Annotated in this window: 22 protein-coding genes; 4 read left to right on the top strand and 18 right to left on the bottom strand. The window is 36.8% G+C overall.

Annotated elements, in window-relative coordinates; genetic code table 11:
* Window positions 1–412: 412 nt before the first annotated feature.
* Genes sufU through sufC form a run of 5 tightly spaced genes read right to left on the bottom strand, consistent with a single transcriptional unit; the run spans window position 413 to window position 5,334 of the window.
* A complete protein-coding gene (gene sufU, locus FHY60_RS10410) occupies window positions 413–835 on the bottom strand; it encodes a Fe-S cluster assembly sulfur transfer protein SufU (protein ID WP_139904900.1) in 423 nt (140 codons plus the stop codon).
* Window positions 825–2,051, bottom strand: a complete 1,227-nt coding sequence (locus FHY60_RS10415) for a cysteine desulfurase (RefSeq protein WP_139904901.1) — start codon at window positions 2,049–2,051, stop codon at window positions 825–827. The genes sufU and FHY60_RS10415 overlap by 11 nt, the downstream gene beginning before the upstream one ends.
* Complete coding sequence (gene sufD / locus FHY60_RS10420; RefSeq protein ID WP_139904902.1) at window positions 2,044–3,147, bottom strand: Fe-S cluster assembly protein SufD; 1,104 nt, start codon at window positions 3,145–3,147, stop codon at window positions 2,044–2,046. The genes FHY60_RS10415 and sufD overlap by 8 nt, the downstream gene beginning before the upstream one ends.
* 11 nt (window positions 3,148–3,158) lie before the next feature.
* Window positions 3,159–4,565, bottom strand: a complete 1,407-nt coding sequence (gene sufB, locus FHY60_RS10425; protein ID WP_139904903.1) for a Fe-S cluster assembly protein SufB — start codon at window positions 4,563–4,565, stop codon at window positions 3,159–3,161.
* 16 nt (window positions 4,566–4,581) lie between these two features.
* Window positions 4,582–5,334, bottom strand: coding sequence for a Fe-S cluster assembly ATPase SufC (gene sufC / locus FHY60_RS10430; protein WP_243122132.1), 753 nt, complete (start codon window positions 5,332–5,334; stop codon window positions 4,582–4,584).
* 206 nt (window positions 5,335–5,540) lie between these two features.
* Here sufC and FHY60_RS17920 point away from each other — a divergent pair, with 206 nt between their 5' ends.
* A complete protein-coding gene (locus FHY60_RS17920) occupies window positions 5,541–5,924 on the top strand; it encodes a 5-fold beta-flower protein (protein WP_180375391.1) in 384 nt (127 codons plus the stop codon).
* An 85-nt stretch (window positions 5,925–6,009) separates the two neighbouring features.
* Here FHY60_RS17920 and FHY60_RS10440 read toward each other — a convergent pair whose 3' ends face one another.
* From FHY60_RS10440 to FHY60_RS10470, 7 genes are all read right to left on the bottom strand, one after another.
* Complete coding sequence (locus FHY60_RS10440) at window positions 6,010–6,879, bottom strand: tRNA 2-thiocytidine biosynthesis TtcA family protein (RefSeq protein ID WP_139904904.1); 870 nt, start codon at window positions 6,877–6,879, stop codon at window positions 6,010–6,012.
* A 236-nt stretch (window positions 6,880–7,115) separates the two neighbouring features.
* Window positions 7,116–7,583: a low molecular weight protein-tyrosine-phosphatase gene (locus FHY60_RS10445; protein ID WP_139904905.1), complete on the bottom strand. Its 468-nt coding sequence runs from the start codon at window positions 7,581–7,583 to the stop codon at window positions 7,116–7,118.
* 50 nt (window positions 7,584–7,633) lie between these two features.
* Window positions 7,634–8,083 (bottom strand): DUF4275 family protein, encoded by a 450-nt coding sequence (locus FHY60_RS10450; protein WP_139904906.1) that lies wholly within the window; start codon window positions 8,081–8,083, stop codon window positions 7,634–7,636.
* A 373-nt stretch (window positions 8,084–8,456) separates the two neighbouring features.
* Window positions 8,457–8,876, bottom strand: a complete 420-nt coding sequence (locus FHY60_RS10455; protein ID WP_139904907.1) for a hypothetical protein — start codon at window positions 8,874–8,876, stop codon at window positions 8,457–8,459.
* A gap of 317 nt (window positions 8,877–9,193) precedes the next feature.
* The gene (locus FHY60_RS10460) at window positions 9,194–10,234 is read right to left on the bottom strand and encodes a HAMP domain-containing sensor histidine kinase (protein ID WP_243122133.1); all 1,041 of its coding nucleotides are present in this window, start codon (window positions 10,232–10,234) and stop codon (window positions 9,194–9,196) included.
* 12 nt (window positions 10,235–10,246) lie between these two features.
* On the bottom strand, window positions 10,247–11,368 hold the full coding sequence (locus tag FHY60_RS10465; protein ID WP_139904908.1) for a hypothetical protein: 1,122 nt from the start codon (window positions 11,366–11,368) through the stop codon (window positions 10,247–10,249).
* On the bottom strand, window positions 11,346–12,035 hold the full coding sequence (locus tag FHY60_RS10470; protein ID WP_423243590.1) for a response regulator transcription factor: 690 nt from the start codon (window positions 12,033–12,035) through the stop codon (window positions 11,346–11,348). Before FHY60_RS10470 ends, FHY60_RS10465 begins: the two co-directional genes overlap by 23 nt.
* A gap of 493 nt (window positions 12,036–12,528) precedes the next feature.
* Between FHY60_RS10470 and FHY60_RS10475 the strand changes: the two genes are divergently transcribed.
* Together FHY60_RS10475 and FHY60_RS10480 are read left to right on the top strand one after the other, a co-directional pair.
* The gene (locus FHY60_RS10475; RefSeq protein ID WP_139904909.1) at window positions 12,529–13,755 is read left to right on the top strand and encodes a lysophospholipid acyltransferase family protein; all 1,227 of its coding nucleotides are present in this window, start codon (window positions 12,529–12,531) and stop codon (window positions 13,753–13,755) included.
* 20 nt (window positions 13,756–13,775) lie between these two features.
* Complete coding sequence (locus tag FHY60_RS10480) at window positions 13,776–15,176, top strand: sodium/glutamate symporter (RefSeq protein ID WP_139904910.1); 1,401 nt, start codon at window positions 13,776–13,778, stop codon at window positions 15,174–15,176.
* 59 nt (window positions 15,177–15,235) lie between these two features.
* Here FHY60_RS10480 and FHY60_RS10485 read toward each other — a convergent pair whose 3' ends face one another.
* A complete protein-coding gene (locus tag FHY60_RS10485) occupies window positions 15,236–15,862 on the bottom strand; it encodes an HAD-IA family hydrolase (RefSeq protein ID WP_139904911.1) in 627 nt (208 codons plus the stop codon).
* Window positions 15,863–16,020: 158 nt separating this feature from the next.
* On the opposite strand from FHY60_RS10485, the gene nifJ reads away from it, so the two are divergent.
* Window positions 16,021–19,548, top strand: coding sequence for a pyruvate:ferredoxin (flavodoxin) oxidoreductase (gene nifJ / locus FHY60_RS10490; protein WP_139904912.1), 3,528 nt, complete (start codon window positions 16,021–16,023; stop codon window positions 19,546–19,548).
* A 110-nt stretch (window positions 19,549–19,658) separates the two neighbouring features.
* Here nifJ and FHY60_RS10495 read toward each other — a convergent pair whose 3' ends face one another.
* From FHY60_RS10495 to FHY60_RS10515, 5 genes are all read right to left on the bottom strand, one after another.
* Window positions 19,659–19,826, bottom strand: a complete 168-nt coding sequence (locus FHY60_RS10495) for a CDIF630_02480 family spore surface protein (protein ID WP_139904913.1) — start codon at window positions 19,824–19,826, stop codon at window positions 19,659–19,661.
* Between the two features lie 275 nt (window positions 19,827–20,101).
* Complete coding sequence (locus tag FHY60_RS10500) at window positions 20,102–21,052, bottom strand: ABC transporter permease (protein ID WP_139904914.1); 951 nt, start codon at window positions 21,050–21,052, stop codon at window positions 20,102–20,104.
* Window positions 21,052–22,155 carry an ABC transporter permease gene (locus FHY60_RS10505; RefSeq protein WP_139904915.1) on the bottom strand — a complete coding sequence of 368 codons (1,104 nt, stop codon included), beginning with the start codon at window positions 22,153–22,155 and terminating at the stop codon, window positions 21,052–21,054. The genes FHY60_RS10500 and FHY60_RS10505 overlap by 1 nt, the downstream gene beginning before the upstream one ends.
* Window positions 22,148–23,671 carry an ABC transporter ATP-binding protein gene (locus tag FHY60_RS10510; RefSeq protein WP_139904916.1) on the bottom strand — a complete coding sequence of 508 codons (1,524 nt, stop codon included), beginning with the start codon at window positions 23,669–23,671 and terminating at the stop codon, window positions 22,148–22,150. The genes FHY60_RS10505 and FHY60_RS10510 overlap by 8 nt, the downstream gene beginning before the upstream one ends.
* Window positions 23,672–23,749: 78 nt before the next feature.
* Window positions 23,750–24,841 carry a BMP family lipoprotein gene (locus tag FHY60_RS10515; protein ID WP_139904917.1) on the bottom strand — a complete coding sequence of 364 codons (1,092 nt, stop codon included), beginning with the start codon at window positions 24,839–24,841 and terminating at the stop codon, window positions 23,750–23,752.
* Window positions 24,842–24,900: the final 59 nt, after the last annotated feature.

Raw genomic sequence — 24,900 nt, forward strand, 5'->3', positions numbered from 1 at the left:
CCTCCATTGATGTTCTTTTTTCGCACAGCATAGATGTTAATTCTTTTTATTTTTGATAATCTATACTGATATTTCTCACTCTTAACTTAATTAAATTATAATCTCATATTAATTTTTAATCAATAATCATTATCAATAAATAGCGTGATTCAATTGTGTTCAAATTAATTTATCACACTCAATCTTCCATTATCTCAGTTTTTCAATAGCTGTTATACCGATTATTCATGCACTGTTTTTTTGAAAAGGCTTGAATTTCACAGGTGTGTAATTTCTTTTACAGAGATCTGTTATAGTATACATCCAAACAATCACTTTGTTTTATGCCAAATTAGTACAGTTCTTTAAAGCAAAAACTAAAAAAAACTGTGGCAGTCCACTAATAGAACTCCACAGCTTTAATTTAAGATCTTTATTTTATAGACTCCCCTAGAGTATGCCACGATAATACTGCACATTTAACCCTGGCTGGCATATTGGATATATTTTTTAATGCTGCTGCATCTTCTAACTCATCTAGCAGGTCATCCTCCGTTATTTCTCGCTTAATCATGCCTAGGAACAAATTCATTAATCGCTTTGCTTCTTCCACAGTCTTCCCCTTTATGAGATCAATCATCATAGAAGTTGAAGCCTGGGATATGGCACAGCCTGCTCCTGTAAAGGAAGCGTCCTCTATAACATCATCCTTAAGTTTTAATTCCAATTCTATTTCATCTCCGCAACTTGGGTTTCTGCCCTTAAGCACCAAGTCCGGTGAGTCCATATGTCTTTTATTATGATTGGAGGAATTATGCTCCATTATTAATTCTGTATATATTGTACTAAGATCCATAACCTAACCACTTCCTGACGCCTTTTATACTTTCTATAAATATATCAATATCTTCTACAGTGTTGTAAAAATAAAAGCTAGCTCTGCAGGTTGCATTTACACCCAGGTACTTCATAAGTGGGTGGGCGCAATGATGGCCGGCCCTTATTGAAATACCGTCAGCATCTAAAATAGATGCCACATCATGTGGATGGACATCCTTTATATTAAAGGATATAACTCCGGCTTTCTTATTAATATCCCGCGTACCATATATAGTTACATAGGGAAGCTGATCCAGCTTCATAAGGGCATAGCTTGTTAATCCTTTCTCAGTGACTTTTATGTTATCCATGCCTACCTTGTCTAGATACTTTATGGCTTCTTTTAAGCCTAGAGCTCCTCCCACATTTTGCGTACCACCTTCAAATTTGAAAGGCAGTTCTGCAAACTCCGCTTCCTGTTCCCAAACATACTCTATCATATCTCCACCATAGAGAAAGGGCGGCATGGCGTTTAAATACTTTTCCTTTCCGTATAAAACGCCAATTCCCATAGGTGCAAGCATTTTATGTCCTGAAAAGACCATAAAATCCGCATCTAATTCCTTTATATTAACCTTCATATGAGGAATACTCTGAGATCCATCTACAATAACTACCGCATCTACTTCATGGGCTCTTTTTATTATTCTTTCAATGGGATTAATTGTACCAAGTACATTTGATACATGTGTAACAGACACTAATTTTGTCTTCTCACCAATCTTGCTTTGAATCTCTTCTTCAGGAATAATACCTTCCTCATTTGTATACATGTACTTAAGTACTGCCCCCTTAGCCTTAGCCACCATTTGCCAGGGTACTAAATTGCTGTGGTGCTCAGCAATTGATATAACAATCTCATCTCCGGCATTTATAAAATTTATTCCATAACTGTAAGCAAGCAGGTTAAAGGCCTCCGTAGCATTTTTGGTAAATATTATTTCCCGGGTGCTGCCGGCGCCAATAAAATCTTTAACAGCCTCTCTGGCAGTATCATAAAGTTCTGTAGACTTTACACTGAGATAATAAGCACCTCTGTGAGGGTTTGCATTATATAAATTATAATATTCCTGCACCATTTTAGTAACTGACAAAGGCTTTTGTGTAGTAGCAGCGCTATCTAAGTACACAAGCCTTTTCCCATTGATAGTCTGATTTAGAACAGGAAAGTCCAGTAGATAATTATTAGACATTCAATAATCTCCTCCCGACATACTCAGAGATTTCCTCCTTCACCTCGTTGAGAGGTATTCTATCCATAATAGGCTTAAAGGAAGCTTCTATTATTAATTTCTTAGCTTCTTGTTCTGAAAAACCACGACTCATAAGGTAGAAAAGCTTGCTTTCATCTATTTTACCGGTGCTGGCTGCATGTTGACCTTCTACATTATCTTCCCCGCACAGGAGTAAGGGTACTGAACGGTTCCTGACTCCACTGCTTAAGAGTACCGCAAATTCTTCTTCTTTTCCTTTGGAGCCGCTGGTACCTTTTTTAAAGTCAAGAGTACCTCTGAAAATCTTGCTGCTTTTATCCATTAATGCACCACGGGTCTCAATAAGGCTTTCACATTCCTTACCATAGTGATTCATTACATAGTTTATATCTATTTGTCTTTCCTTATCCCCAAGATATATAGAATAGAGCTTTATGCTGGCATTATTACCAAGCATATCATTCTTATTGCTTGTTACGGTGGTTTGGGCTCCTAATTCCACAAGCACGTAATTGATTTCTGCTCCTTCTTCAGCTACAGCAGCTATGGCATCCAAATATATTCCATCATCTTCCATCAGTTGAATCTTTACTAGGTTTATTACTGCCTCCTTCTTGGCATACAATTTTGTAATGCCGTTGTGAAAAGCTTCAACGTCTTTTTCCGAGGAGTACTTCATAACAACAGTTATTTTACTACCTTCCTCAGCAATAATTAAATTATTGTCAATCACGTGAGGGTTTTCCTTATCCATGTGATATTGTATGAACACCGGCTCTGTGATAACATTATTTTTTTCAGCTTCTATAAGATGACCGGTATTATAACTTTTTCTTGCAAGCTCTGTAAGGTCATTGGAAATCCCTATATCAGAATTGTTATCAAATATTTTTATTCCATTTTTTTCTTCCCTTATATCTGTAATCTTATAGCCTGAAGCTTCTGCTTCCTTAAGAGGGTTTTTCTTATATGCTCTTATTTCAGGAACTTGACCTTTAACATTGGCTTCATTTACACCAAGCCATCTCCAGGTTCTTACAGGTATATTATTTATGCCTTTCAACATTTCACTCATAGTCTCACCACCTAACCAATACTGCCTTCCATTTCAAGTTTAATAAGATTATTCATCTCCACGGCGTATTCCAGAGGAAGCTCCTTTGCAATAGGCTCCACAAAACCTCTGACAATCATTGCCTTTGCCTCTTCTTCGCTTATTCCTCTGCTCATTAAGTAGAATATAGCTTCTTCACTTATTCTACCTATCTTTGCTTCATGCCCCATATCTACCTCATCATTCAAAATATCTAAAACCGGTAAAGTATCAGATCTTGAAATATCGTCCAGCATCAGAGATTCGCAGGATACGGTAGATTTACAGTGATGTGCATTAGGTGCAACCTTTATAGCCCCCCTATATACTGCTGTTCCTCCGCCCTTTGAAATAGACTTCGAGTTTATGTTGGAAGTTGTATAAGGTGCAGCATGTATAACCTTTGCTCCGGTATCCAATATCTGACCCTTTGCAGCAAAGGTTACACCGGTAAACTCAGCCCTGGCACCTTCACCCTTTAAGATACTCATGGGGTAAAGCATTGAAACCTTTGACCCAAAGGAACCAGACACCCATTCAATGGTACCGTTTTTGTCTACTGTAGCTCTCTTAGTATTTAAGTTCATCATATTCTTTGACCAGTTTTCTATAGTAGAATACCTTAGGTAAGCACCCTCTTTAACATAAAGCTCCACACAGCCGGCATGTAAATTTGTCACACTGTATTTTGGGGCAGAACATCCTTCAATAAAATGTAGTCTGGCTCCTTTTTCAACAATTATAAGAGTATGCTCAAACTGCCCTGCTCCCGGTGAATTAAGCCTAAAATAAGATTGCAGTGGTATCTCTACATTAACCCCTGCAGGAACATACACGAAGGAACCTCCGGACCAAACTGCTCCATGAAGGGCAACAAATTTATGGTCTTGTGGAGGAACTAACTTCATAAAGTACTCCTTAACAAGATCCTCATACTCCCTTACCGCGGTCTCCATATCGGTATATATAACGCCCTGTTTTACCAGGTCTTCTCTTATACTGTGGTAAACTACCTCAGAATCATACTGGGCACCAACACCGGCCAGTGATTCTCTTTCTGCCTGAGGGATTCCCAGCCTTTCAAAGGTGTTCTTAATGTCATCAGGAACATCCTTCCAGCTCGCCTTTAAATCTGTATCCGGCTTTACATAGGTAACTATGTTATCCATATCCAGCTCCTCAAGGGATGGTCCCCAGGTTGGCATTTCTATTTTATTGTATATTTCCAAGGACTTTTGTCTGAAATCCCTCATCCATTTAGGTTCATTTTTTTCTTTAGATATTTCATCTACTATTTCAGGAGTAAGTCCGCTGGATACCTTAAAACTGTATCTGTCTTCATTTTTTATGTCATACAGACCCCTATCTAAATCCTCTACATAGGTCTTCTTTCTCTCCATATTTTCACCTCAACCTCTAAACCGCAGCTATATTGGCAAAGCCCTTCTCATTTATTTCATTAATCAAGGAACTGTCACCAACTTTCACTATTTTGCCGTCCTGTACTACATGAACATAATCAGCCTTTAAAAATTCTAGGATTTTGCTGTTATGAGTTATAATCACAATAGCATTTTCATCGTTCTTAAATTCCTTTACTCCATTTGATACAATCTTCACAGCATCTACATCCAGTCCCGAATCTGTTTCATCCAATATAGCAAGCTTTGGATTCAACATCATCATCTGAAGTATTTCATTTTTCTTCTTTTCACCACCGGAGAAACCCACATTAAGATATCTTTGTGCGTAGCTTTCATCTATCTTTAACTGTTCCATTTTGTCTTTTAATTCCTTTTTGAAAGCCATCATCTTTAGCGGTTTTCCTGTTATAGCGCTTCTGGCTCCTCTCAGAAAACTTTCCACTGTGATACCTGGTACTTCTTCAGGTGCCTGGAAGGATAGGAATATTCCCTTCCTTGCTCTTTCATCTGTCTTTAATTCAGTTATGTCTTCACCTTCAAAAACTATGGAGCCCTCTGTAACATCGTACTTTGGATGACCCATTATTATGTTCACCAGCGTAGATTTTCCTGCCCCGTTAGGTCCCATAATAATATGAACTTCTCCTTTTTTTATCTCTAAGTCCAAACCTTTTAATATTTCTTTTCCATCAACTTCTGCATGCAAATTTTTATTTCTAATAGCTTTTCCGCCATATAAATTCACCTCATATAAGTTTTAATCCCGAGTAATTTGCTCTGATTTATGATTATATTCTATACTCACTGTCATTGTTTGTCAATAATTATTATTCCCATTGTGTTACTTAATATTACAAAAGGGTTTTATCACTTTAAGAGGATACAGCATATGATGTTTATTGGGTGGAGAACTTCACCATACACATTTTGATGAAAAGGTGGTATGTGCATATGGAACAAATTTATGATGGAAACGAAAGAAAATGTGGATACATGAAAAACAATATAATATATGATAAGCACGGTAGAAAAAAAGGGTTCATTCACGATAATGTAATCTTTGATAAACACTGCAATCCCATAGCCTACGTTGAGGATAACATGCTCTTTGACATGCATGGCTGCCCCTTAGGTTTTATTCATGGCTGGGAAATTTACGATATGGAAGGTAAAAGAGTAGGCAAGGTCAATAGTTCCTGGGCCGGACTGTTGGCAGCAGCAGGATTGATTTACCTCCTAGGAGGCTTTGGCGGTTACGGCTATCGTTATGGCTATGGCTATGGCTATGGGTATGGCTATGGGTATAACCCCTTCTTCGGTGGTTACTTCTGGTAAACAAATGAAAAATACAGTTGACCAGTGAATTTCACTGGCAACTGTTTTTTTATCTGCTTCAGTATCCTACTGTTTTATGCCTCATTTATTCCTCTTCATCATAAAAATCCAGGAAGGAATAGTTCTTTCCATCCTTCTGCCAGCCTAGAATAGAGTCCATATTGACATTTTGAGCTGACTTAAAGATAGACTTTTCTACATCAGGGAACTTAGTCTTGAAATCCTTTATCATTTGCTTTATCTCGTATCTCTTATTCCCTATTTTCTTTGCTGCCACCATGCAAGCACAATTTAATGGCCAAATACCACTGTTTTGAGTGAACTTTTCAATATGGTCTTCTTCTACAAAATATAGAGGCCTGATCAGTTCCATATTTTCAAAGTTAGCAGCCTTCAGCTTAGGGAGCATAGTTTTGAAGTTTCCCGAGTAAAGAATATTGAGCATAGTGGTTTCAATAACATCGTTGTAGTGATGACCTAGGGCTAGCTTGTTGCAGCCTAGTTCCTTAGCTCTTGAATACAGAGCTCCTCTTCTCATTCTGGCGCACATATAACATGGATAATCCTTTGCAATTCTGTCTACTACCTCAAAGATACCGGAGTCAAATACCTTTATAGGTATTTGAAGATATTCACAGTTGTCTATCATAAGTTTTTTTATATCCGGATGATATCCCGGGTCTGCCAGTAGAAATTCTACTTCAATATCCATTTGTCCATTTCTCTTCAACAGCTGAAAAAGCTTTGCCAGAAGCATACTGTCCTTACCGCCGGAAACTCCTACAGCTATTTTATCTCCGTCTTCAACTAACTTATATTCTTTAATGGCCCTTAGGAATTTTGACCATATTTTAGTTCTATAGGTTGTGGTTATACTTCTTTCTATTTCTTCTAAGGGCTTTCTCTCATTGAAAGGCACCAAAATATCGCAACCATTTCCTGCAATACCACTCATCTGAAATCCTCCTCTTAAACCAACAAAGATTGATAATCTTTGAATCCTTAGTTTTTTCTTTTTGTATTATAACACCTTTATTGGCTTTTGTCGCTGGAAAATATCTTTATATCAATTATTTTTCAATCACAAATTCTAGATCTAACTCATTTGTGTTCTTATTGAGAACTTTCTCAGCTGCAATATTGAAGATTTCAGTATTTTTTCTTCTGTCTCCTGGGCACTTTCGTAGTAACTCAGTATATTTTATGCTTTCTTAGGATGTGTTCAAGCAATCCTACACACCCCTCTAAAATATCATCATAGGTTTCATCGAAATTACCGGTGTACCAGGGGTCTGCAATTTCTCGTGGCCGCGTTGAAAAATCAAGGAGCCTATATACCTTCTTATATTTATCCTCTCCAATAATCCTTAAAACATTTCTAATGTTGTAAGTTTCCATACATATTATATAATCATACATTTCATAATCCTTTTTAGTAAGTTGAACTGCAGTTTTGCCATCACAGGAAATTCCTACTTGCTGCAGCTTTCTCCTTGTACCGTGGTGTACAGGATTCCCTATCTCTTCTCTGCTTGTAGCAGAAGAAGCTATATAAATCTTGTCCGATAGCCCTCTTTCTTTCACCATATGACAAAAAACAAACTCAGCCATAGGACTTCTGCAAATATTTCCATGACACACAAACATTACTTTTATCATAATTCAGCACTCCTTCTTATAGAATAGTTCAATTAGGAAAAGTCCACATTTCATTTTACAGCATAGTTATCATTGTTTTTACCAAAATATGGTCCCAACCAACCGTTCTCATGCGTATTAACATAAGTCCAAGAAAATTCTCGGTCAACAACATACACATCTCCCTCTCCAAGCAAATCGCTTGGTTCTAGTACTGAAGCATCTTTCAATATAAAAGCATAATCTGAATGTTGATAAAAGATGTAGCAAGCTTTTTTCTCCTCATCCATAAAAGCTTGCTCAGCATCTTTTCCTACTAAACATTCCTTTTTTTCGTAGCTAAATATATGCCAAAGATAACCACAAGCACCATTACAGTCATACATGTAAATCTCTCTCTTTTCACTATCACTCAAGTGATTTGCAAACTTATCTTCCCACTGTTTTCTTAAATATGTCCCCCATTGGGGTATTTCCATAACCTTAACTTTTTTATCCTTAAGCTTTTTTAATAACTGCACTGTGACTCCCCCTAATATCTTTTTAATGTTTCCCCATTATACCACTTGTACATCGCTGTCTTGCCCTTGTACTATTGCATAAAAATCATCATTTTAGCCCTAATTCAACTAATTTTATATAATGTGGAATATCATCTATATTGGGCTTAAATGAAAATTGTGCGTTACAACATCCACATCTCCAGTACGTATTCCCACCTATTGTGTACTCTTGTCCATGTATACATCTGCCCTCAATATGTTTGGAGCATCCAGGATCACTCCATAAGAAAATCTGTTTTACAGAATCCGGACAATCCTTTAGATAATCTATACACTTTGAAACATTTCTAATGCGAAGGAATAGGATTAGTTTTTGTTTTATAAGATAACATTAAATAATGATAGGGTCCCTTTTTTTTACATCGCTTTCCTTGCTATAGTAAGCATAACCAGGTCCTTCGTTCGATTCTCTAGATCCAGCATAATAACCCATCTCACAAAGTAATGCATCCAATGCATATATGAATTCTTTTTCCTGTTGAGTGTGCATTTTGTCAGCCACTATATCTACACCATGCCCATAATTTACAACATTCATATCATCTTGAAACAGTTTATAATGACAAGCGATAAAATCACCAATTCTGTTTGTGTTGTAAGCCTTGTCCGCCATTAGTTTAAGTACAATTAAAACCTTTATTTTATACAAAGGCATCCCAAATGCTTCTGGGAATTCTGCAATATTTCCATATATGTTATCAAATAAGATCCATACTTCTTTGAAGACTGACTCAAACTCTTCCTTTGACATATGCTTTAAAAAGCAGTTATGAATTTCAAAACTCTAAGGTAATCGTACAAGCTACGCTTGTCTTAATTTTGACCATTCTTGCACCCAATATATATTCTCCATAATCCTTCCCAACTTTCATTATCAATTTTAAAATTATTTAATTTCCTAGTTTCATATCAGTTAAACCGCCTCAAAACTTTTTAAAAATAAATTGAATAAAAGCACGTTTTATATCATAAAATTTATAATTATTACATCAATTGTAACACATTCCTATAAACTTAGAAAAGTAATATATTTACCACAAAAGAAAATAGGACAGTACACCCACTGTCCTACTTTCTAAACTCAACTATTACCTTAAATAGATCACCATCAATTTCAATACTCGTTTTTCCGTCCTGGAGCTCAACTATGCTTTTAGCAATGGCAAGCCCAAGACCAGAGCCTTCAGTGTTTCGGGATTTATCTCCTCTTTTAAATCTTTCAAAGATCTCCTCTACATCAAAGTCCATTTCATAATTGGCTATATTTTTGATAGTCAGCTTAACACTGGCTTCCGTCTCTATTAAATCAATATATACCCTTGTATTTGGCTGAGAATACTTTAAAGCATTGTTGATTAGATTTTCAAATACCCTCCAAGTTTTCTTGCCATCCAGATATAAATATATCTTTTCAGATGGTATATTGGCTCTAAAGGTTAGGGAGGAGTTATTTATCTTCTCGTCAAATTCTCCAAGGGCCTGCCTTAGTATAGCCACTATATCTACCCTTTCCCTATTAAGTTCGACCGCACCACTGGACATTTTCGCAGCTTCGAACAGATCCTCTATAAGGACCCTTAGCCTCTGTGCCTTCCTATCCAAAACTTCAATGTAGCTGTATTTTTCTTCTTGGGATAACCCCTCATCTTTTAGAAGATCTACATAATTAATTATAGAAGTAAGCGGAGTCTTTAAATCATGAGATACATTTGTAATTAATTCCGTCTTTAGTCTTTCACTCTTAATTTGACTTTCCAGGGATCTTTTAAATCCATTTTTTATATTGTTAAAATTGTAAGCTAACCTTGCAATATCATCCCTGCCCTTTTCTTCTATAATATAATCAAAGTTCCCGGATACTATTTCATCAGACCCCTTCACTACTTGACTAAAATATATTGTCCTCTTAATAACATATCTAAGGATAAATATGGCATACGCAGCGAGGTAAATAAAGAAGAAGAGAGCCGCACTATTGCTTCCTACTAAAAATAATGCAACGAAGGCCATGCCTGCAAATACAGAAGCTCCGATAACTATTACCACCTTAAATAGAGCATTCCTAAATATAAATAACTGAGAAAATAAATCTATGGTTCTGTATAGCAAAGTTCCTTTCCATTAAGTTGTAAAATTCTCGTGACTGATGATTATATTGTAGAAGCCCCTTATATGTAGTAGTATATATAGCATAAAGGTTGAACAAAACATTGAAAACATCACGTAGTGGGGAATAGGCAAGCCAAAAAGATCCCTCTCACTCTCTGCAACAACGCCCATAAATGCCAACGTAGTAAGTAAAAGTGCTAACAGCCTAAGTTCCATAGGAATTCTTACGTAGAAATCTGTCAGATTATCCAATATAGTCTTTTCGTCATCTTTTTTTCGCATTACAAACATTAATAGTACTATGGAGACAGTAAAGGCTCCTACCGCTGCCTTTGCTTCACCGATTAATCGGTCACGCTTATATTGAAAGTCTGAATTTAGCCAGTAAACATCAGTAAAATTATCTACTTCCTGTGGCACTAAGATGTAACCTTCTAACTTGGCATTTAAAAGTATATCATTTATACCTTCATAAACAAGATCTTCTTTACTAGTGATTTTTTTGGGAAACTTCTCTTGGAATAACATTCCTTTTGAAATATACACATTTATGTCAGTGTTGCTTGGTAGATTAGTAAATACTCTCCCAGTTTCCTGACTTACCAAGTAATATTTAATGCTCTTCCACTGCTGTATATTGTATTTTAAGAGATTATACTGTTCATCCTTTTTTTTAATTAACTCTGCCCTGATTTGCTCTTCTGATTTTTCATATTGTTTCTTAAATTCTGAAATTCGCGTTTCTCGCTCTTTAATCAATCTCTGCTGCTCTTCTTTATTGCCCTCATAAACATTAATATTGTATTCATACTCATTCTTAATAGCACTTATATTTTCCTGAACAAACTTTGCATTTTCCTCTAATGCACTCTTTAGCTCCTCAGCATCTACCTTTTCCTCAGGAGTTTTTTCTTCATAGCCTTCAAAACTGTAAGTCACATAATATTCCTGTAAATCGTACAACCCTCTTGTAATCCTGTTCACAAAATCATGGGTTCTAAAATAGGATTTCTCTTCCACATACTCATAATATATAGTGAAGTTTGCTGCTGCAAGTACTGAATACCCAAGTAACATTATAGCTATGGTAAATATAATAGATTTTAAAAAACTATTTTTCGATCTTGTAGCCAATCCCCCACACCACCTTTAAATATCTTGGGTCCCTTGGGTTTATCTCAATCTTTTCTCTTATCCTTCTTATATGTACAGACACTGTATTGTCAGCATTATAACTCGGTTCCTTCCAAACCCTTTCATAAATCTCTTCTATAGAAAACACTCTCCCTAAATTCTCCATCAATAACTCTAATATACCAAATTCTATAGGGGTCACTTTGACTTCTTCTCCGTCAACAGTTACCGTCTTTGTGGCTTTATTGAGTACTAGTCCTCTTACACTGATTTCATCTGTCCTTTGTTTGTATACTCCAAAGTTTATATATCTTCTCAGCTGTGATTTTACCCTTGCCACTAATTCTACCGGATTAAAGGGCTTAGTAATATAATCATCAGCCCCAATGTTAAGTCCTAAGATTTTATCCGTATCCTCAGATTTAGCAGAAAGCATGATTATCGGAATATTCTTACTTTCTCTTATTTTGAAGGTAGCCTTTATTCCGTCCATTCTCGGCATCATTACATCCATAATTATAAGGTGGATTTCCTGTTCTTCCAAAATCATAAGCGCTTCTATGCCATCTTTAGCCTTAAATACCTTCATACCTTCATTCCTTAAATATATTTCAATGGCGTCTCTGATTTCATCTTCATCATCCACTACAAGAATGTTATAATTTATCATCATTATCACAACCTTTCGAAACTATTATATCAATTTTTCACCTCCATACCAGCTACAATACCATTTTAAACTAAAATTTTTACAAATCTCTTAGCCAAATTCTTAATATTTTCTTAAGCTTTTATAGCAAAAAAGAGGACGTTACGCCTATAAAGAAAATTGCGAAGTATTATTGATAAAAATTTAGGCTGAACATTTATAGGCATGCCATAGCATGACTCAATATTAAAAAAGTTGATGGACATGTTTTAATTGTTCATCAACTGTATTCTAAAACAGAGTCGTATGGAGTAAGGAAAAGTGTCATAACTGCAAATAAAGCAAAAATCTAAATCTTATGAAATATAGCACTCCTCTTATCATCCAGCCAACATACATGCCAAGCCATACCCCAACAAGGCCTAAGCCTAATTTAAAAAAGTAAATTTGCCAAAATTCAATGCAGCAGTTAAAATATTAGTATAAAATTTCATATGGAAAGGTTAAAATTATGACATCACAAGTTAGAATTGCAAGTCCAACATTAAATAAAATACTTCGTTTTATTTTTAAACGTTACTTCAGATACCGCTATAATATGATTGCAGATATAGAGAAAATAAAAGAAATAAAGGGGCCTTTTCTACTATTGGCAAATCATATTAATAACTGGGATCCCTTTTTTATTAATGCCTTTGTAGAGGAACCCATTCATTATGTAGCATCTGATGAGCAATTCAGAAATCCTATTAAGGGTTTTGTCCTTACTCATGTTTTTGGAGCCATTCCAAAGAAAAAATTTGTTTCTGATATGGAATCTGTAAAGGCTATTATCAAAGTAGTACGTTCTGGTCATTCCGTTGGTATTTTCCCTGAGGGGCAGAGGAATTGGAATGGCGAAACCGGTACTTTACTTTTTTCAACAGCAAAATTGATCAAGCTGTTGAAGATACCTATCATCACAGTTAAAATTAAGGGTGCTCATTTAACCCATCCAAGATGGGCCACAAAGGACCGTATTGGTAAAATAGAACTGGACTATGACTATATCTTGTCTCCGGAAGAAATTAGTGATTTAAGTGAAGAGGCTATTCATAAAAAACTAGAGCATTCAGTCTATCACGATGAAATGGCTTATCAGGATATGAATATGATACCTTATAAAGGCAAGAATTTAGCAGAAAGACTTGAGCTATACCTTTTTATATGTGCTAAATGCAATACTATTGGGTCACTAAAATCAAAAATCAATACTTTATGCTGTGAGGAATGTAATTATTCCGTAGTATATAATGAATATGGATACCTTGAAAATTCAGATATGGACCTCCCCTTCTCCTACCCTGGACAATGGGACAAATGGCAGTTAAGCTACCTTACGACTCTTTTCCGGAAGGCAATGCAAGAAGAACCTCAGGTGCTTCTTGAGGATAAGGATGTTACCATACTGATTGGCAATAAGCTTATGCCCCTGCGTAATTTTGCACAAGGTACCATCTCACTTGATACAAAATTCTTTTCTATATTTGCTGACGGAATTACTTTAAAGTCCTTTGAAATAGAAAAATTGTCAGGAATAAATGTTCAGTATAATGACGAATTTGAGTTTTACTATGATAAAGCCTTATATAGGTTTAAATTTAAGAATAAGAGTATTTCTTCTTACAAGTGGGTAAGTTCCCTGGAAATATTGCAAAAACTAATAACTGAAAAAAAAGTGGTTATTAAACCCAGGTAATCTATTGGGAGGTATTACAAATGGATTTGAACTGGTTATCAATGACGGATTTTATGTATCTTTCCTTATTTTTAGGTATAGCAGCTATTCTTAAAGAAAAATTTAAGTTCTTCAGTAAGTTGCTTATTCCGACCTCAATATTGGCGGGTTTTGTTGGAATGTTATTAGGACCGGAAATTTTAAATATCGTACCTTTTAATGCTAAAAATTTGGAAAACTTGGTATATCACCTTATGGCCCTTGGTTTTATAGCCCTAACCTTAAAGGAAAGGGAAAACAAAAAAACTGCGGATAGCTATAAAACCGGAGTCTTTATCGTTAGTACCTATCTAATTCAGGGAATTGTGGGTTTTATCATATCTCTGGGTTTGTTATATACAATTTATCCCGATATTTTTCCAACATTTGGACTTCTGCTTCCTTTAGGCTATGGACAAGGACCTGGGCAAGCTTATTCCATAGGAAGTCAGTGGGAAAAGATGGGATTTGAAAATGGTGGTCAAATTGGTCTCACCATAGCAACCTTTGGATTTCTTTGGGCCTGTTTTGGAGGCGTACCAGTACTTAACTATTTAGTAAGAAAGAAAAAGCTTAAGCATGTGTCCACCGCTGGTGATATTATTCAACGTCCCTTAGTGGAAAAATCGGAGCCCGGTGAGATCCCCTTAAGTTCAGGCTTAGATAAGATTACTCTTCAGTTTTTCTTAATAGGAATAGTTTATTTGGTTACATATTTAATACTGAAGGGGCTATCCAATATACTTACTCCTCTGGGACTTTTCGGCGAGACTATGTCAAACTTACTTTGGGGTTTTCATTTTCTAATCGCCACAGTTTTGGCCATGGCTTTCAGAATGTTATATGATTTTCTCAAAAAAAAGAATTACATCAAGGAAGAATATACAAACAACTATCTCCTTCAGAGGATATCAGGATCAGCCTTTGATTATATGATTGCTGCTTCAATTTCAGTACTTTCACTTTATGCAATAAAAAGTGCCTTGATACCAATTTTGATATTATCTACAGCAGGCGGGATAGTGAGCATTGTGTACATTATATGGCTGGGCAAAAAAGTATATAAGACTCATGTATTAGAGAATACAGTGGCCTTATACGGCATGCTTACCGGTACAATTTCTACTGGATTGGCTCTGTTAAAGGAAGTGGACCCTGAATTTAAAACTCAAGCTGCAGAAAACCTTGTTTTAGGTAGTGCATCTGGTCTGCTTTTTGGTTTGCCCCTGCTGGCAATCCTGAACATTCCGGTAATGGGATATGTAAATAAACAGCCTCTAATGTATCTTTATACTCTGTTAGCTCTTATATTGTACTTTATTATAATACTGACCTTACTGCTGGCTAAAAGAAACAGAAAGTCACTGTCCATGAAAGAAGCTGCCTCGGATTTTGATGATTAACACTTACAATTGAAAACTACGCAATAAATAAAGAAATTCAGCAGGGCTGATTTCTTTATTTATTGTCCATTCATAATAATATCCTTAACCTCTTGCAATGAAGTAACCACATAATCTGGCTTTTCAATATATTTTATCTTATTTGTATCATACAGACACACCTTCACTCCTAAGGCCTTTGCTGCCAATATCTCCAATTCCCTGTCGCCTACTATTAACACTTCTTCCTTTTTCATGTTATATTTATCTACTAGGTAAGCATAGCCCTCAGGGTCAGGCTTTCTTTTGAAGCCACTGTGCCCAGTTATAATTTCTGTAAAAAGGTCTTCCATATTATATTGCTGTAGCAGTTCTTGTGTTGTATACCCCCTATGCGTTAATATGTAATTTCTTCTTCCACTTTCTGCAATCCGCCTGCACACTTCTTCTGCATATGGAAAAGGTTTAGCCATGTCAATTTCAGTTTCTTTATGTTTCTTTATCAAGTGGATAAAACTATCATCCAGTTTATAGGTATCCCTATAGTATTCTATGGCTTCCTTAGCAGACCTTTTCAGCAATTCCAGTATTGCTTCTTCGTCCTCCTCTATACCCAATTCATCTAAAGCGTGCTTATAGGTATATACAATACCCGGATAGGTATCAAAAAGTGTACCATCAAAATCCCAAATAATCTCTTTAAACATATGACCTCTCCTCTGTTAATTTCATATATGTTATAGTACCACATTAATCTTAATAATACATCATCCTTAGACAAGGAAAAAGGAATTATGTATTTATACTAATTCAATTGTAAATAATAGAAAGGGAAAATATCTTAACTTTTAAGGAGGATGTATTAATGGCAAAAAAAATGAAAACCATGGATGGTAATATGGCTGCTGCCGACGCATCGTATGCCTATACCGAAGTAGCTGCTATATACCCCATAACTCCATCTACTCCAATGGCCGAAACTGTAGATGAATGGGCCGCACATGGTAAGAAAAATATATTCCATCAGACCGTAAAGGTTGTAGAAATGCAATCTGAAGCCGGAGCTGCAGGTTCCATGCATGGTTCCTTAGTGGCAGGAGCTTTAACTAGTACATATACTGCTTCTCAAGGATTATTACTGATGATTCCAAATATTTATAAGATGGCCGGTGAGCTATTACCCGGTGTACTGCACGTAAGTGCCCGTGCTATTGCTACCCATGCTCTTTCAATATTTGGCGACCATCAAGACGTAATGGCAACAAGACAGACCGGTGCTGTACTTCTTGCTTCATCCAACGTTCAAGAAGTAATGGATTTAGCTCACGTTGCTCACCTATCAGCAATAAAAGCCAGTCTACCTTTTATTCATTTCTTCGACGGCTTCAGAACTTCACATGAAGCTCAAAAGATAGAAATTATTGATTATCAGGATGTGGCAAAATTAGTAGACTATGAAGCTATAAGGAGATTTAGAGACAGGGCTTTAAACCCAGAACATCCAACAGTTAGGGGTACTGCTCAAAATCCCGATATATACTTCCAGATGAGAGAATCTGCAAATTCTTATTACGATGCAGTACCTGACATCGTTGAAGGTTACATGAGAGAAATAGAAAAGATAACCGGAAGAGCATATCACCCCTTTGATTATTACGGTGATCCAAATGCAGAACATGTAATAGTGGCAATAGGATCTGTATGTGATACAGCCCACGAAGTTGTAGACTATTTGATGAAAAAGGGTGAAAAGGTCGGAATTTTAAAGGTACACTTGTATCGTCCGTTTAGCGCAGATTACTTCTTTAAGGTTATGCCAAAATCCGTAAAGAAGATTGCAGTGCTTGATAGAACTAAGGAACCAGGTTCTCTAGGTGAACCATTGTATCTTGACGTTTTAAACCTATACTACAATGTTGAAGACAAACCTCTAATAGTAGGCGGAAGATATGGTTTGGCATCCAAGGATACACGACCATCACAAATAATTGCAGTATTTGAAAATTTAAAACAAGAAAATCCTCTGAACAGATTTACTATCGGTATAGTGGACGATGTAACACATACTTCTTTAACTGAAGGCGAAATAGTTGACACTACTGCAGAAGGAACCATAAGCTGTAAGTTCTGGGGTCTTGGCTCAGACGGAACTGTAGGTGCAAATAAATCAGCGATAAAAATCATTGGTGATAACACCGATTTATACGCTCAAGCTTATTTCTCCTATGACAGTAAGAAGTCAGGAGGTAGTACCGTTTCTCATTTAAGATTTGGTAAAAAGCCTATAAGGTCTCCATATTTAGTTTATAATGCTGACTATGTAGCTTGCCATAACAAGTCCTATGTATATCATTTTGATTTACTGCAGGGATTAAAGAAAGGCGGTACTTTTGTTCTGAATTGTCCTTGGAAGGAAGAGGAATTAGACGATAAGCTACCAGCCTTAATGAAGAGATATCTTGCAGAAAACAACATCAACTTCTATATCATTGATGCCGTAAGTATAGCTCAGGAAATCGGTCTTGGCGGAAGAATCAATATGATAATGCAAGCAGCCTTCTTTAAGCTGGCAAATGTAATACCTGTGGAAGAGGCTGTAAATTATCTGAAAGAGTCCGTAGAAAGGACCTATGGCAGAAAAGGCCAGAGAATTGTGGATATGAACAAAGCTGCCATAGACCGTGGAATTGAAGCCTTAGTTAAGGTTACCATTCCTGATTGCTGGAAGGACGCAACTGATGACAATGCTCCTGTAAAAGATGAACCTGCCTTTGTGAAGAATATACAAAGACCAATGGCAAGGCTAGAAGGTGATAAACTTCCGGTAAGCGCATTCAAAGGTATGGAAGATGGAGTATTCCCTGTAGGTACAACTTCCTATGAAAAACGTGGTATTGCTATAGTGATACCGGAATGGCAGCTAGAAAAGTGTATCCAATGTAATCAATGTTCATTTGTTTGTCCTCACGCTGTTATCCGTTCTCAACTATTAAATGCGGATGAAATTGCAAAGGCTCCGGATACCTTTAAAACTAAGCCTGCCATAGGAAAAGGCTTGGAAGGACTTGGCTTCCGTATTACAATAAGTCCGCTGGATTGTACCGGTTGCGGTAACTGTGCTGATGTTTGTCCAGCTCCCGGTAAAGCTCTTATTATGAAGCCTGCAGATTCTCAAATAGAAGCTGAGGCAGAAAATTGGGAATACGGCTTAACTGTAACTGCAAAATCCAATTTAATGGATCCAGCAACCTTGAAAGGCAGCCAATTTGTACGTCCATTAATGGAATTCAACGGTGCTTGTCCTGGTTGTGGAGAAACTCCTTATATCAGACTACTGACTCAGCTCTTCGGCGACAGAATGATGATTGCAAATGCTACCGGTTGTTCATCAATTTGGGGAGCTAGTGCACCATCTATAGCCTATACTACCAACGCTGAAGGAAAAGGTCCATCTTGGGGTAACTCCTTGTTTGAAGACAATGCTGAGTATGGTTATGGTATGTTCTTGGCAGTAAGGCAAATGAGAGAGAGACTGGCAGAGTTAGTTAAAGTTTCTCTATTAAACGGAAATCTTCCGGAGGATCTTAAAGAGGCCTTCAACATTTGGCTGGATGGCTTTAATGATGCAAAAGCTTCAAAAGAAGGTACTGCTAGAATTTTAGAAGCAATGAAAAAAATAGATTATCAAAACGATCCACAGCTTCGCGAGATCATGGAAAAGAAGGATTATCTTGTTAAGAAGTCTCACTGGTTAATCGGTGGAGACGGTTGGGCTTATGACATTGGGTATGGCGGTCTAGACCAAGTATTGGCTATGGGTGACGATGTAAACATCTTTGTAATGGATACTGAAATTTATTCAAATACCGGTGGTCAATCTTCAAAATCTTCACCAACAGCAGCCGTTGCAAAATTTGCTGCAGGTGGTAAGAAACTAAGGAAGAAAGATCTGGGAGCTATGGCCATGACCTATGGTTACGTTTATGTAGCTCAGATAGCCATGGGTGCAAACATGAATCATACCATTAAGACCATTGTTGAAGCAGAAGCTTATCCAGGTCCATCCTTGATAATAGCCTATGCTCCATGTATAAGCCACGGTATAAAGACCGGTATGGGAACAAGTATTGCTGAAGAAAAGAAAGCAGTAGAATCAGGCTATTGGCACCTGTACAGATATAACCCATTATTGAAGGAACAAGGTAAGAATCCATTTATCTTGGATTCCAAGGAGCCTACTAAGTCATATAAGGACTTCTTACTTGGAGAAATAAGATATTCATCCTTGTTAAATACTTTCCCAGAAAGAGCAGATGCAATGTATGAGTTATCGGCTCAGCATGCTAAAGAAAGATATGAATTCTATAAGCGTCTTGCTGATATGAATTACTAAGTAATACTCTACTCTCAATAGTCAAAAGCCACATATAAAATGGAGATTAAGGCACATGGGTCTTAATCTCCATTTTTTAGTATGTTGCTTATTGAATGCATTAAGTACAATTACTTTTGATTTCCATCTACGTAGTCTTTGGCATCTCTTACGTCTTCTTCGCCTGGTATTGCTACTCTTGATACGGGCTTAGTCTCAACAGCATTATCCCAAGCAGCAGTGTCATGACGTTCTATTGGTACTGCCATAAACTTTTCCTTTGTTTTGTTCTTAGCCATAAAAATCCCTCCTTTTCCTCCTTAGTATCTTCAAATTATAAATATTTTATAATCTCTGAAAATTTATAATTCCTATGTATGACAGCTTATTTAGCATAAAAACATATCTAATTCTTCATGAGAAACTCTCCTTGTCCCAATCTAATTTATCCATTTTTCAGTGTGATACTTGTCTATTAAACCTTATGGCAAATTTGAAAAAATATTTATACTAAAAAAATAAAATCTCGAAAACCTCGAGATTTTATTTTTTTATAACTTGAATAAAGAGTCTATTATCGTTTACCAGGGTCGTAAGGCTCTCCAGCTGCCCTTGGGCCCGCTGCATTCTTAGAGAATACCACCAGGGCAAACAACGTTGCCACATATGGGAAAGTATTTAATATGCCTGGATTTATATTCTTTAATGATTCAAACAACATGGATATATCTGCAACTGTTTTTGCAAACCCAAAGAATAATGCAGCAGCTGCTACACTCCATGGTTTCCACTTACCAAATATAAGTGCAGCCAGAGCAAGGAAGCCCATTCCCGTAAAGGTAAGTTCAGAGAATTCTCTGTTTATAGTATTAAGCAGAATGCCTCCACCTAAACCTGCAAGCATACCTGACAAAATTACTCCTATATATCTCACCTTCACAACATTTATTCCTAAAGAATCTGCTGCTTGAGGGTTTTCACCACAGGCTCTTAACCTCAATCCAAAAGGTCTATAGTAAAGTACGTAATAGCTTAGGGCCACAATAGCTATAACAATAAAAGTTGTTGTGTATACATGACTAAAAAACAGAGGTCCTATAACAGGAATCTTTGAAAGTAAGGGTACGTCAAAATTACCTAGCCCTGTAATCTGTATAAGTGCCTTACCATTTGTTATGCTTCTTGACAAAAATACTGTTAAAGCTGATGATAGTATATTTATTGCTGTTCCGCTTATTACCTGATCCGCTCTCATGGTTATGCTAGCAAAAGCATGTAGTAGGGAAAATACTCCACCGGCTATAACTGAAGCTAAAAGTGAAACATAAACCGTTGCCCCTCCAAGAGCATCACCATATAAGTAGGTGACAATGGCGCCAGCAAAAGCTCCTACACCTAAAAGACCTTCAAGTCCAACGTTAACAACTCCACTTCTTTCAGAAAACAAGCCTCCTAAAGCAATAATCAATAGTGGTGATGTATAGGCAATTGCTAAAGGAACAATAGTAGTAAGAATATCCAACATTATTTACCACCTTCATTCTTTTTAAATATTTTCTTAAATCTATCCATCCAACTCTCAAACATTAGACTGGTGGCAGAGAAGAATACTATAATAGCTATAATGATTGAAACCAGTTCACGTGGTACTCCTGCTGCTGAATTCATAAATAAGCTTCCTGCATTCATAAGACCAAAGAGGAAGGCCGCTAAGAGTACACCAAAGGGATTGTTTAGACCAACTAAAGCAACGGCTATCCCGTCATAACCTGCTGCCGGTAATGGTGGTCCTATCTTGATGTTATCAGTATATCCCAAATAGAAAACTGCACCGGCAAGACCCGCTAGTGCTCCTGAGATCATCATTGCTAGCACCATATTTCTGTTAACCTTCATACCAGCATACTTTGATGCATGAATGTTGAAACCTACTGCTTTTAACTCATAACCGAAGGTGGTTTTATCTAATATAAACCATACAAGTATGACAGCAGCCAAAGCAAGGAATAAGCCAATGTTTACATTTGAACCATTGAAAAATTCTGTCAGCCAATTTACTCTTAAGGAAGCTGTTGTCTTGATAATTTCAGATTCTGTTTCAAAATTTCCCTTTAAAAAGGTTTGTACAAAATAGTATACAAGCCATAGGGAAACATAATTCATCATGATACTTGTAACTACCTCATGAATTCTGAATTTTGCTTTTAAGAGTCCCGGTAGTGCAGCCCAAAGAGCTCCACCAATAACGGCACCAATAACGGCGAGAGGAGCATGTATATAAAATGGCAGATCTAATTTTGCTCCAATTAAGTTTCCTATAAATCCTCCTATTAGCATCTGCCCAGATACTCCAATGTTAAAGAGTCCTGTTCTAAAGGCAAATGCCACAGCCAATCCTGTAAGTACAAGGGTTGTCATATTAAGGAGAGTATCTCCAAAACGTTTGTTGAACAAAATATCGATTATTGTGTCCCCTTCTTTGACACTGTAAATCAGAAATCCAGCACCCTTAAGCAGGGATGTGTAACCTTCTATTGGATTGTGGCCGGTGGCCAACATAACTATAGCACCGACTATAAATCCTAAAATAACTGCCAGCAATGATACTAAAAACTTATTTTTACGCATGTGAATTCCTTCCTCCTCCTGCCATCATCAATCCCAACTCATTTTCGTTAGTCTTATCGGCATCAACAATTCCCACGATTTCTCCTTCATAGATAACCGCAATTCTATCAGAAAGATTCAGAATTTCATCCAGTTCCAGTGAGAATAGTAATATAGTCTTTCCTTTATCTCTTTCCTCAATGAGTCGTTTATGAATATACTCAATGGCACCTACATCTAATCCTCTTGTTGGCTGGGCTACTATCAGAACTTCCGGTGACCTATCAATTTCTCTTGCAATTATAGCTTTTTGCTGATTTCCCCCGGACATACTTCTTGCTTTTGTAAGTCCACCTAGTGCGGATCTAACATCAAATTGTTTTATAAGTTCATCGGCATAGGAGTGAATTTTTTCTCTATTTAATATTCCACCCTTTGAATAGGGTTCTCTATAATAATTTTCCAATACCATATTATCTTCCAAAGAAAAATCTAAAACAAGTCCGTACTTGTGTCTGTCTTCCGGTATATGTCCAAGACCTGCTTCATTTCGCTGTCTCACTGACATCCTTGTAATATCCACACCATTAATAGTAATCTTTCCGGATTCAATATTCCTTAGACCGGTTATGGCTTCTATAAGCTCTGTCTGCCCATTTCCTTCTATACCTGCTACTCCTAATATTTCACCGGCACTGACAGAAAGATTGATACCCTTTACAGCTTGAATTCCTCTGTTGCCCATAACCTTGAGGTCCTCAATCTTAAAAACTTCCTTGCCATATTTTGCAGGTGCCTTATCAACCTTGAAGCTTACTTGTCTTCCTACCATTAATTCAGCCATCTTTGCTTCGGAGGTTTCAGCCACATTGACTGTTGCAATTGATTTACCCTTTCTGATAACTGTACACCTGTCTGCAACAGCTTTGATTTCCTTTAATTTGTGTGTAATAACGATTATAGTCTTACCTTCTGCTGCCATATGCTTCATAACAGCTATTAATTCGTTTATTTCTTGAGGAGTCAATACTGCAGTAGGTTCATCAAATATTAAAATTTCAGAATCTCTATAAAGCATTTTTAGTATTTCAACTCTCTGCTGCATACCCACAGTAATATCCTCAATTACCGCGTCAGGATCTACACTGAGCTTATAACGGTCAGATAATTCCTTTATTCTCTTAGAAGCAGAAGCTATATCGATTTTTCCACCTCTAACCCTCTCAATGCCTAATATTATATTTTCTGTAACAGTAAAATTGTGTACTAACTTAAAATGTTGATGCACCATACCTATTCCTAGGTCGTTTGCAATATTAGGACTTGTTATTTTCACTTCTTTTCCCTTAACCTTTATCATACCTGCATCCGGCTTATAAAGTCCAAAAAGCACTGACATCAAGGTAGATTTTCCCGCTCCGTTTTCACCTAAAAGAGCGTGAATTTCTCCAGGCTTAACTTGAAGGGTAATGTTATCATTGGCCACTATGCCAGAAAATTCTTTTCTAATGTTAAGCATCTCTATAATATATTCCATCTCTTCCCCTCCATGGTAAATCTCTCATATTTTTAAAAAAGGAAAACAGGCTTTTTAGCTTCTGTTTTCCTTTTAACATTATTTGCTTAAGAATCCCTTTAATTCTTCCTCAGTTGAAGGAACAGTAAGTTTTCCATCAACTATTTCCTTCTTTGCAGCATCAACTTTTGCTATTACATCTGAAGAAAGATTTGGATTTTCTTTTGGTAGACCAACACCGTCTTCCTTTAATGAAAGAGTTATGATCTCTCCGCCTGGGAAGCTGTTGTTTAGTTTCTTGTCGATGTAGTCATAAGCAGCAACATCTATTCTCTTCATTGCTGAAGTTAAAGTTACGGATGTCTTCTTATCACTTAACAGACCATCTGAATACTGGTCAACGTCAACACCAACTACATAAACTTTTTCTCCCTTTTCTGCTCTCTGCTTTGCTTCGTTAAATACTCCAACTCCAACTCCACCAGCAGCATGGAATATTATGTCTATGCCTTTGCTGTACATACCGGAAGCTAAAGTCTGACCTGCAGGAATGTTGTCAAAGGAACCTTGGTAAACATAATCCACTATTTCAGCCTTTGCACCTAAGTTTTTGTTTGCATAATGAACTCCAGCCTTGAAGCCCCAGCCGAATCTTTGTACCGGAGGAATTTCCAAACCGCCTATAAAGCCTAATTTACCAGTCTTTGTAGAAAGTGCAGAAGCTATACCTGCTAAGAAACCAGCCTCATGTTCATTAAAGAAAACACATACAACATTATCATGTTTTACAAAATCATAGCTATCTGCAGTATGTGTAGAACCGTCAATAAGAATAAAAGTTGTATCCTTATGAGTGTCTGCAGATTTATTAACAGCTGTTTCAAACTTATATCCTGGAGTTACTATTATCTTATAACCAGAATCTACAAGGTCATTGATAGCATTTATGTAGTCTGTTTCCTGCTGTCCTGCTGGCTTAAGGTACTGAGTCTCTATAGTTTTCTTTTCCTCTTCATATCTCTTTATACCTTCCCAGGTTCCTTGGTTAAATGATTTATCATCTATAGTACCAGAGTCGGTAACCATGCCTACCTTAGTTTTTTCTGCAGTTCCCGCCTTCTGAGCACAGCCTGCCAATAAGGATGCAGCCACTAAAGATGATAATACAACTGATAAAAGTCTTTTTCTCATATGTCCTATACCTCCATTTTAAAATTACCATAACCTGTTAGTTATGTACAACGATATTA

The organism is Clostridium thermarum (assembly GCF_006351925.1).
Lineage (GTDB): Bacteria > Bacillota > Clostridia > Clostridiales > Clostridiaceae > Clostridium_AU > Clostridium_AU thermarum.

Coding starts and splice junctions, on each gene's coding strand:
- FHY60_RS10485 (WP_139904911.1), bottom strand. CDS start 15,862: ATGTTTAAAGAGATTATTTGGGATTTTGATGGTACACTTTTTGATACC.
- FHY60_RS10455 (WP_139904907.1), bottom strand. CDS start 8,876: ATGTCAAAGGAAGAGTTTGAGTCAGTCTTCAAAGAAGTATGGATCTTA.
- FHY60_RS10510 (WP_139904916.1), bottom strand. CDS start 23,671: ATGGAATATATTATAGAGATGCTTAACATTAGAAAAGAATTTTCTGGC.
- FHY60_RS10500 (WP_139904914.1), bottom strand. CDS start 21,052: ATGTTGGATATTCTTACTACTATTGTTCCTTTAGCAATTGCCTATACA.
- FHY60_RS10445 (WP_139904905.1), bottom strand. CDS start 7,583: ATGATAAAAGTAATGTTTGTGTGTCATGGAAATATTTGCAGAAGTCCT.
- FHY60_RS10415 (WP_139904901.1), bottom strand. CDS start 2,051: ATGTCTAATAATTATCTACTGGACTTTCCTGTTCTAAATCAGACTATC.
- FHY60_RS10495 (WP_139904913.1), bottom strand. CDS start 19,826: ATGGCTAAGAACAAAACAAAGGAAAAGTTTATGGCAGTACCAATAGAA.
- FHY60_RS10475 (WP_139904909.1), top strand. CDS start 12,529: ATGACATCACAAGTTAGAATTGCAAGTCCAACATTAAATAAAATACTT.
- sufD (WP_139904902.1), bottom strand. CDS start 3,147: ATGAGTGAAATGTTGAAAGGCATAAATAATATACCTGTAAGAACCTGG.
- FHY60_RS10505 (WP_139904915.1), bottom strand. CDS start 22,155: ATGCGTAAAAATAAGTTTTTAGTATCATTGCTGGCAGTTATTTTAGGA.
- sufB (WP_139904903.1), bottom strand. CDS start 4,565: ATGGAGAGAAAGAAGACCTATGTAGAGGATTTAGATAGGGGTCTGTAT.
- FHY60_RS10515 (WP_139904917.1), bottom strand. CDS start 24,841: ATGAGAAAAAGACTTTTATCAGTTGTATTATCATCTTTAGTGGCTGCA.
- sufU (WP_139904900.1), bottom strand. CDS start 835: ATGGATCTTAGTACAATATATACAGAATTAATAATGGAGCATAATTCC.
- nifJ (WP_139904912.1), top strand. CDS start 16,021: ATGGCAAAAAAAATGAAAACCATGGATGGTAATATGGCTGCTGCCGAC.
- FHY60_RS17920 (WP_180375391.1), top strand. CDS start 5,541: ATGGAACAAATTTATGATGGAAACGAAAGAAAATGTGGATACATGAAA.
- FHY60_RS10440 (WP_139904904.1), bottom strand. CDS start 6,879: ATGAGTGGTATTGCAGGAAATGGTTGCGATATTTTGGTGCCTTTCAAT.
- FHY60_RS10480 (WP_139904910.1), top strand. CDS start 13,776: ATGGATTTGAACTGGTTATCAATGACGGATTTTATGTATCTTTCCTTA.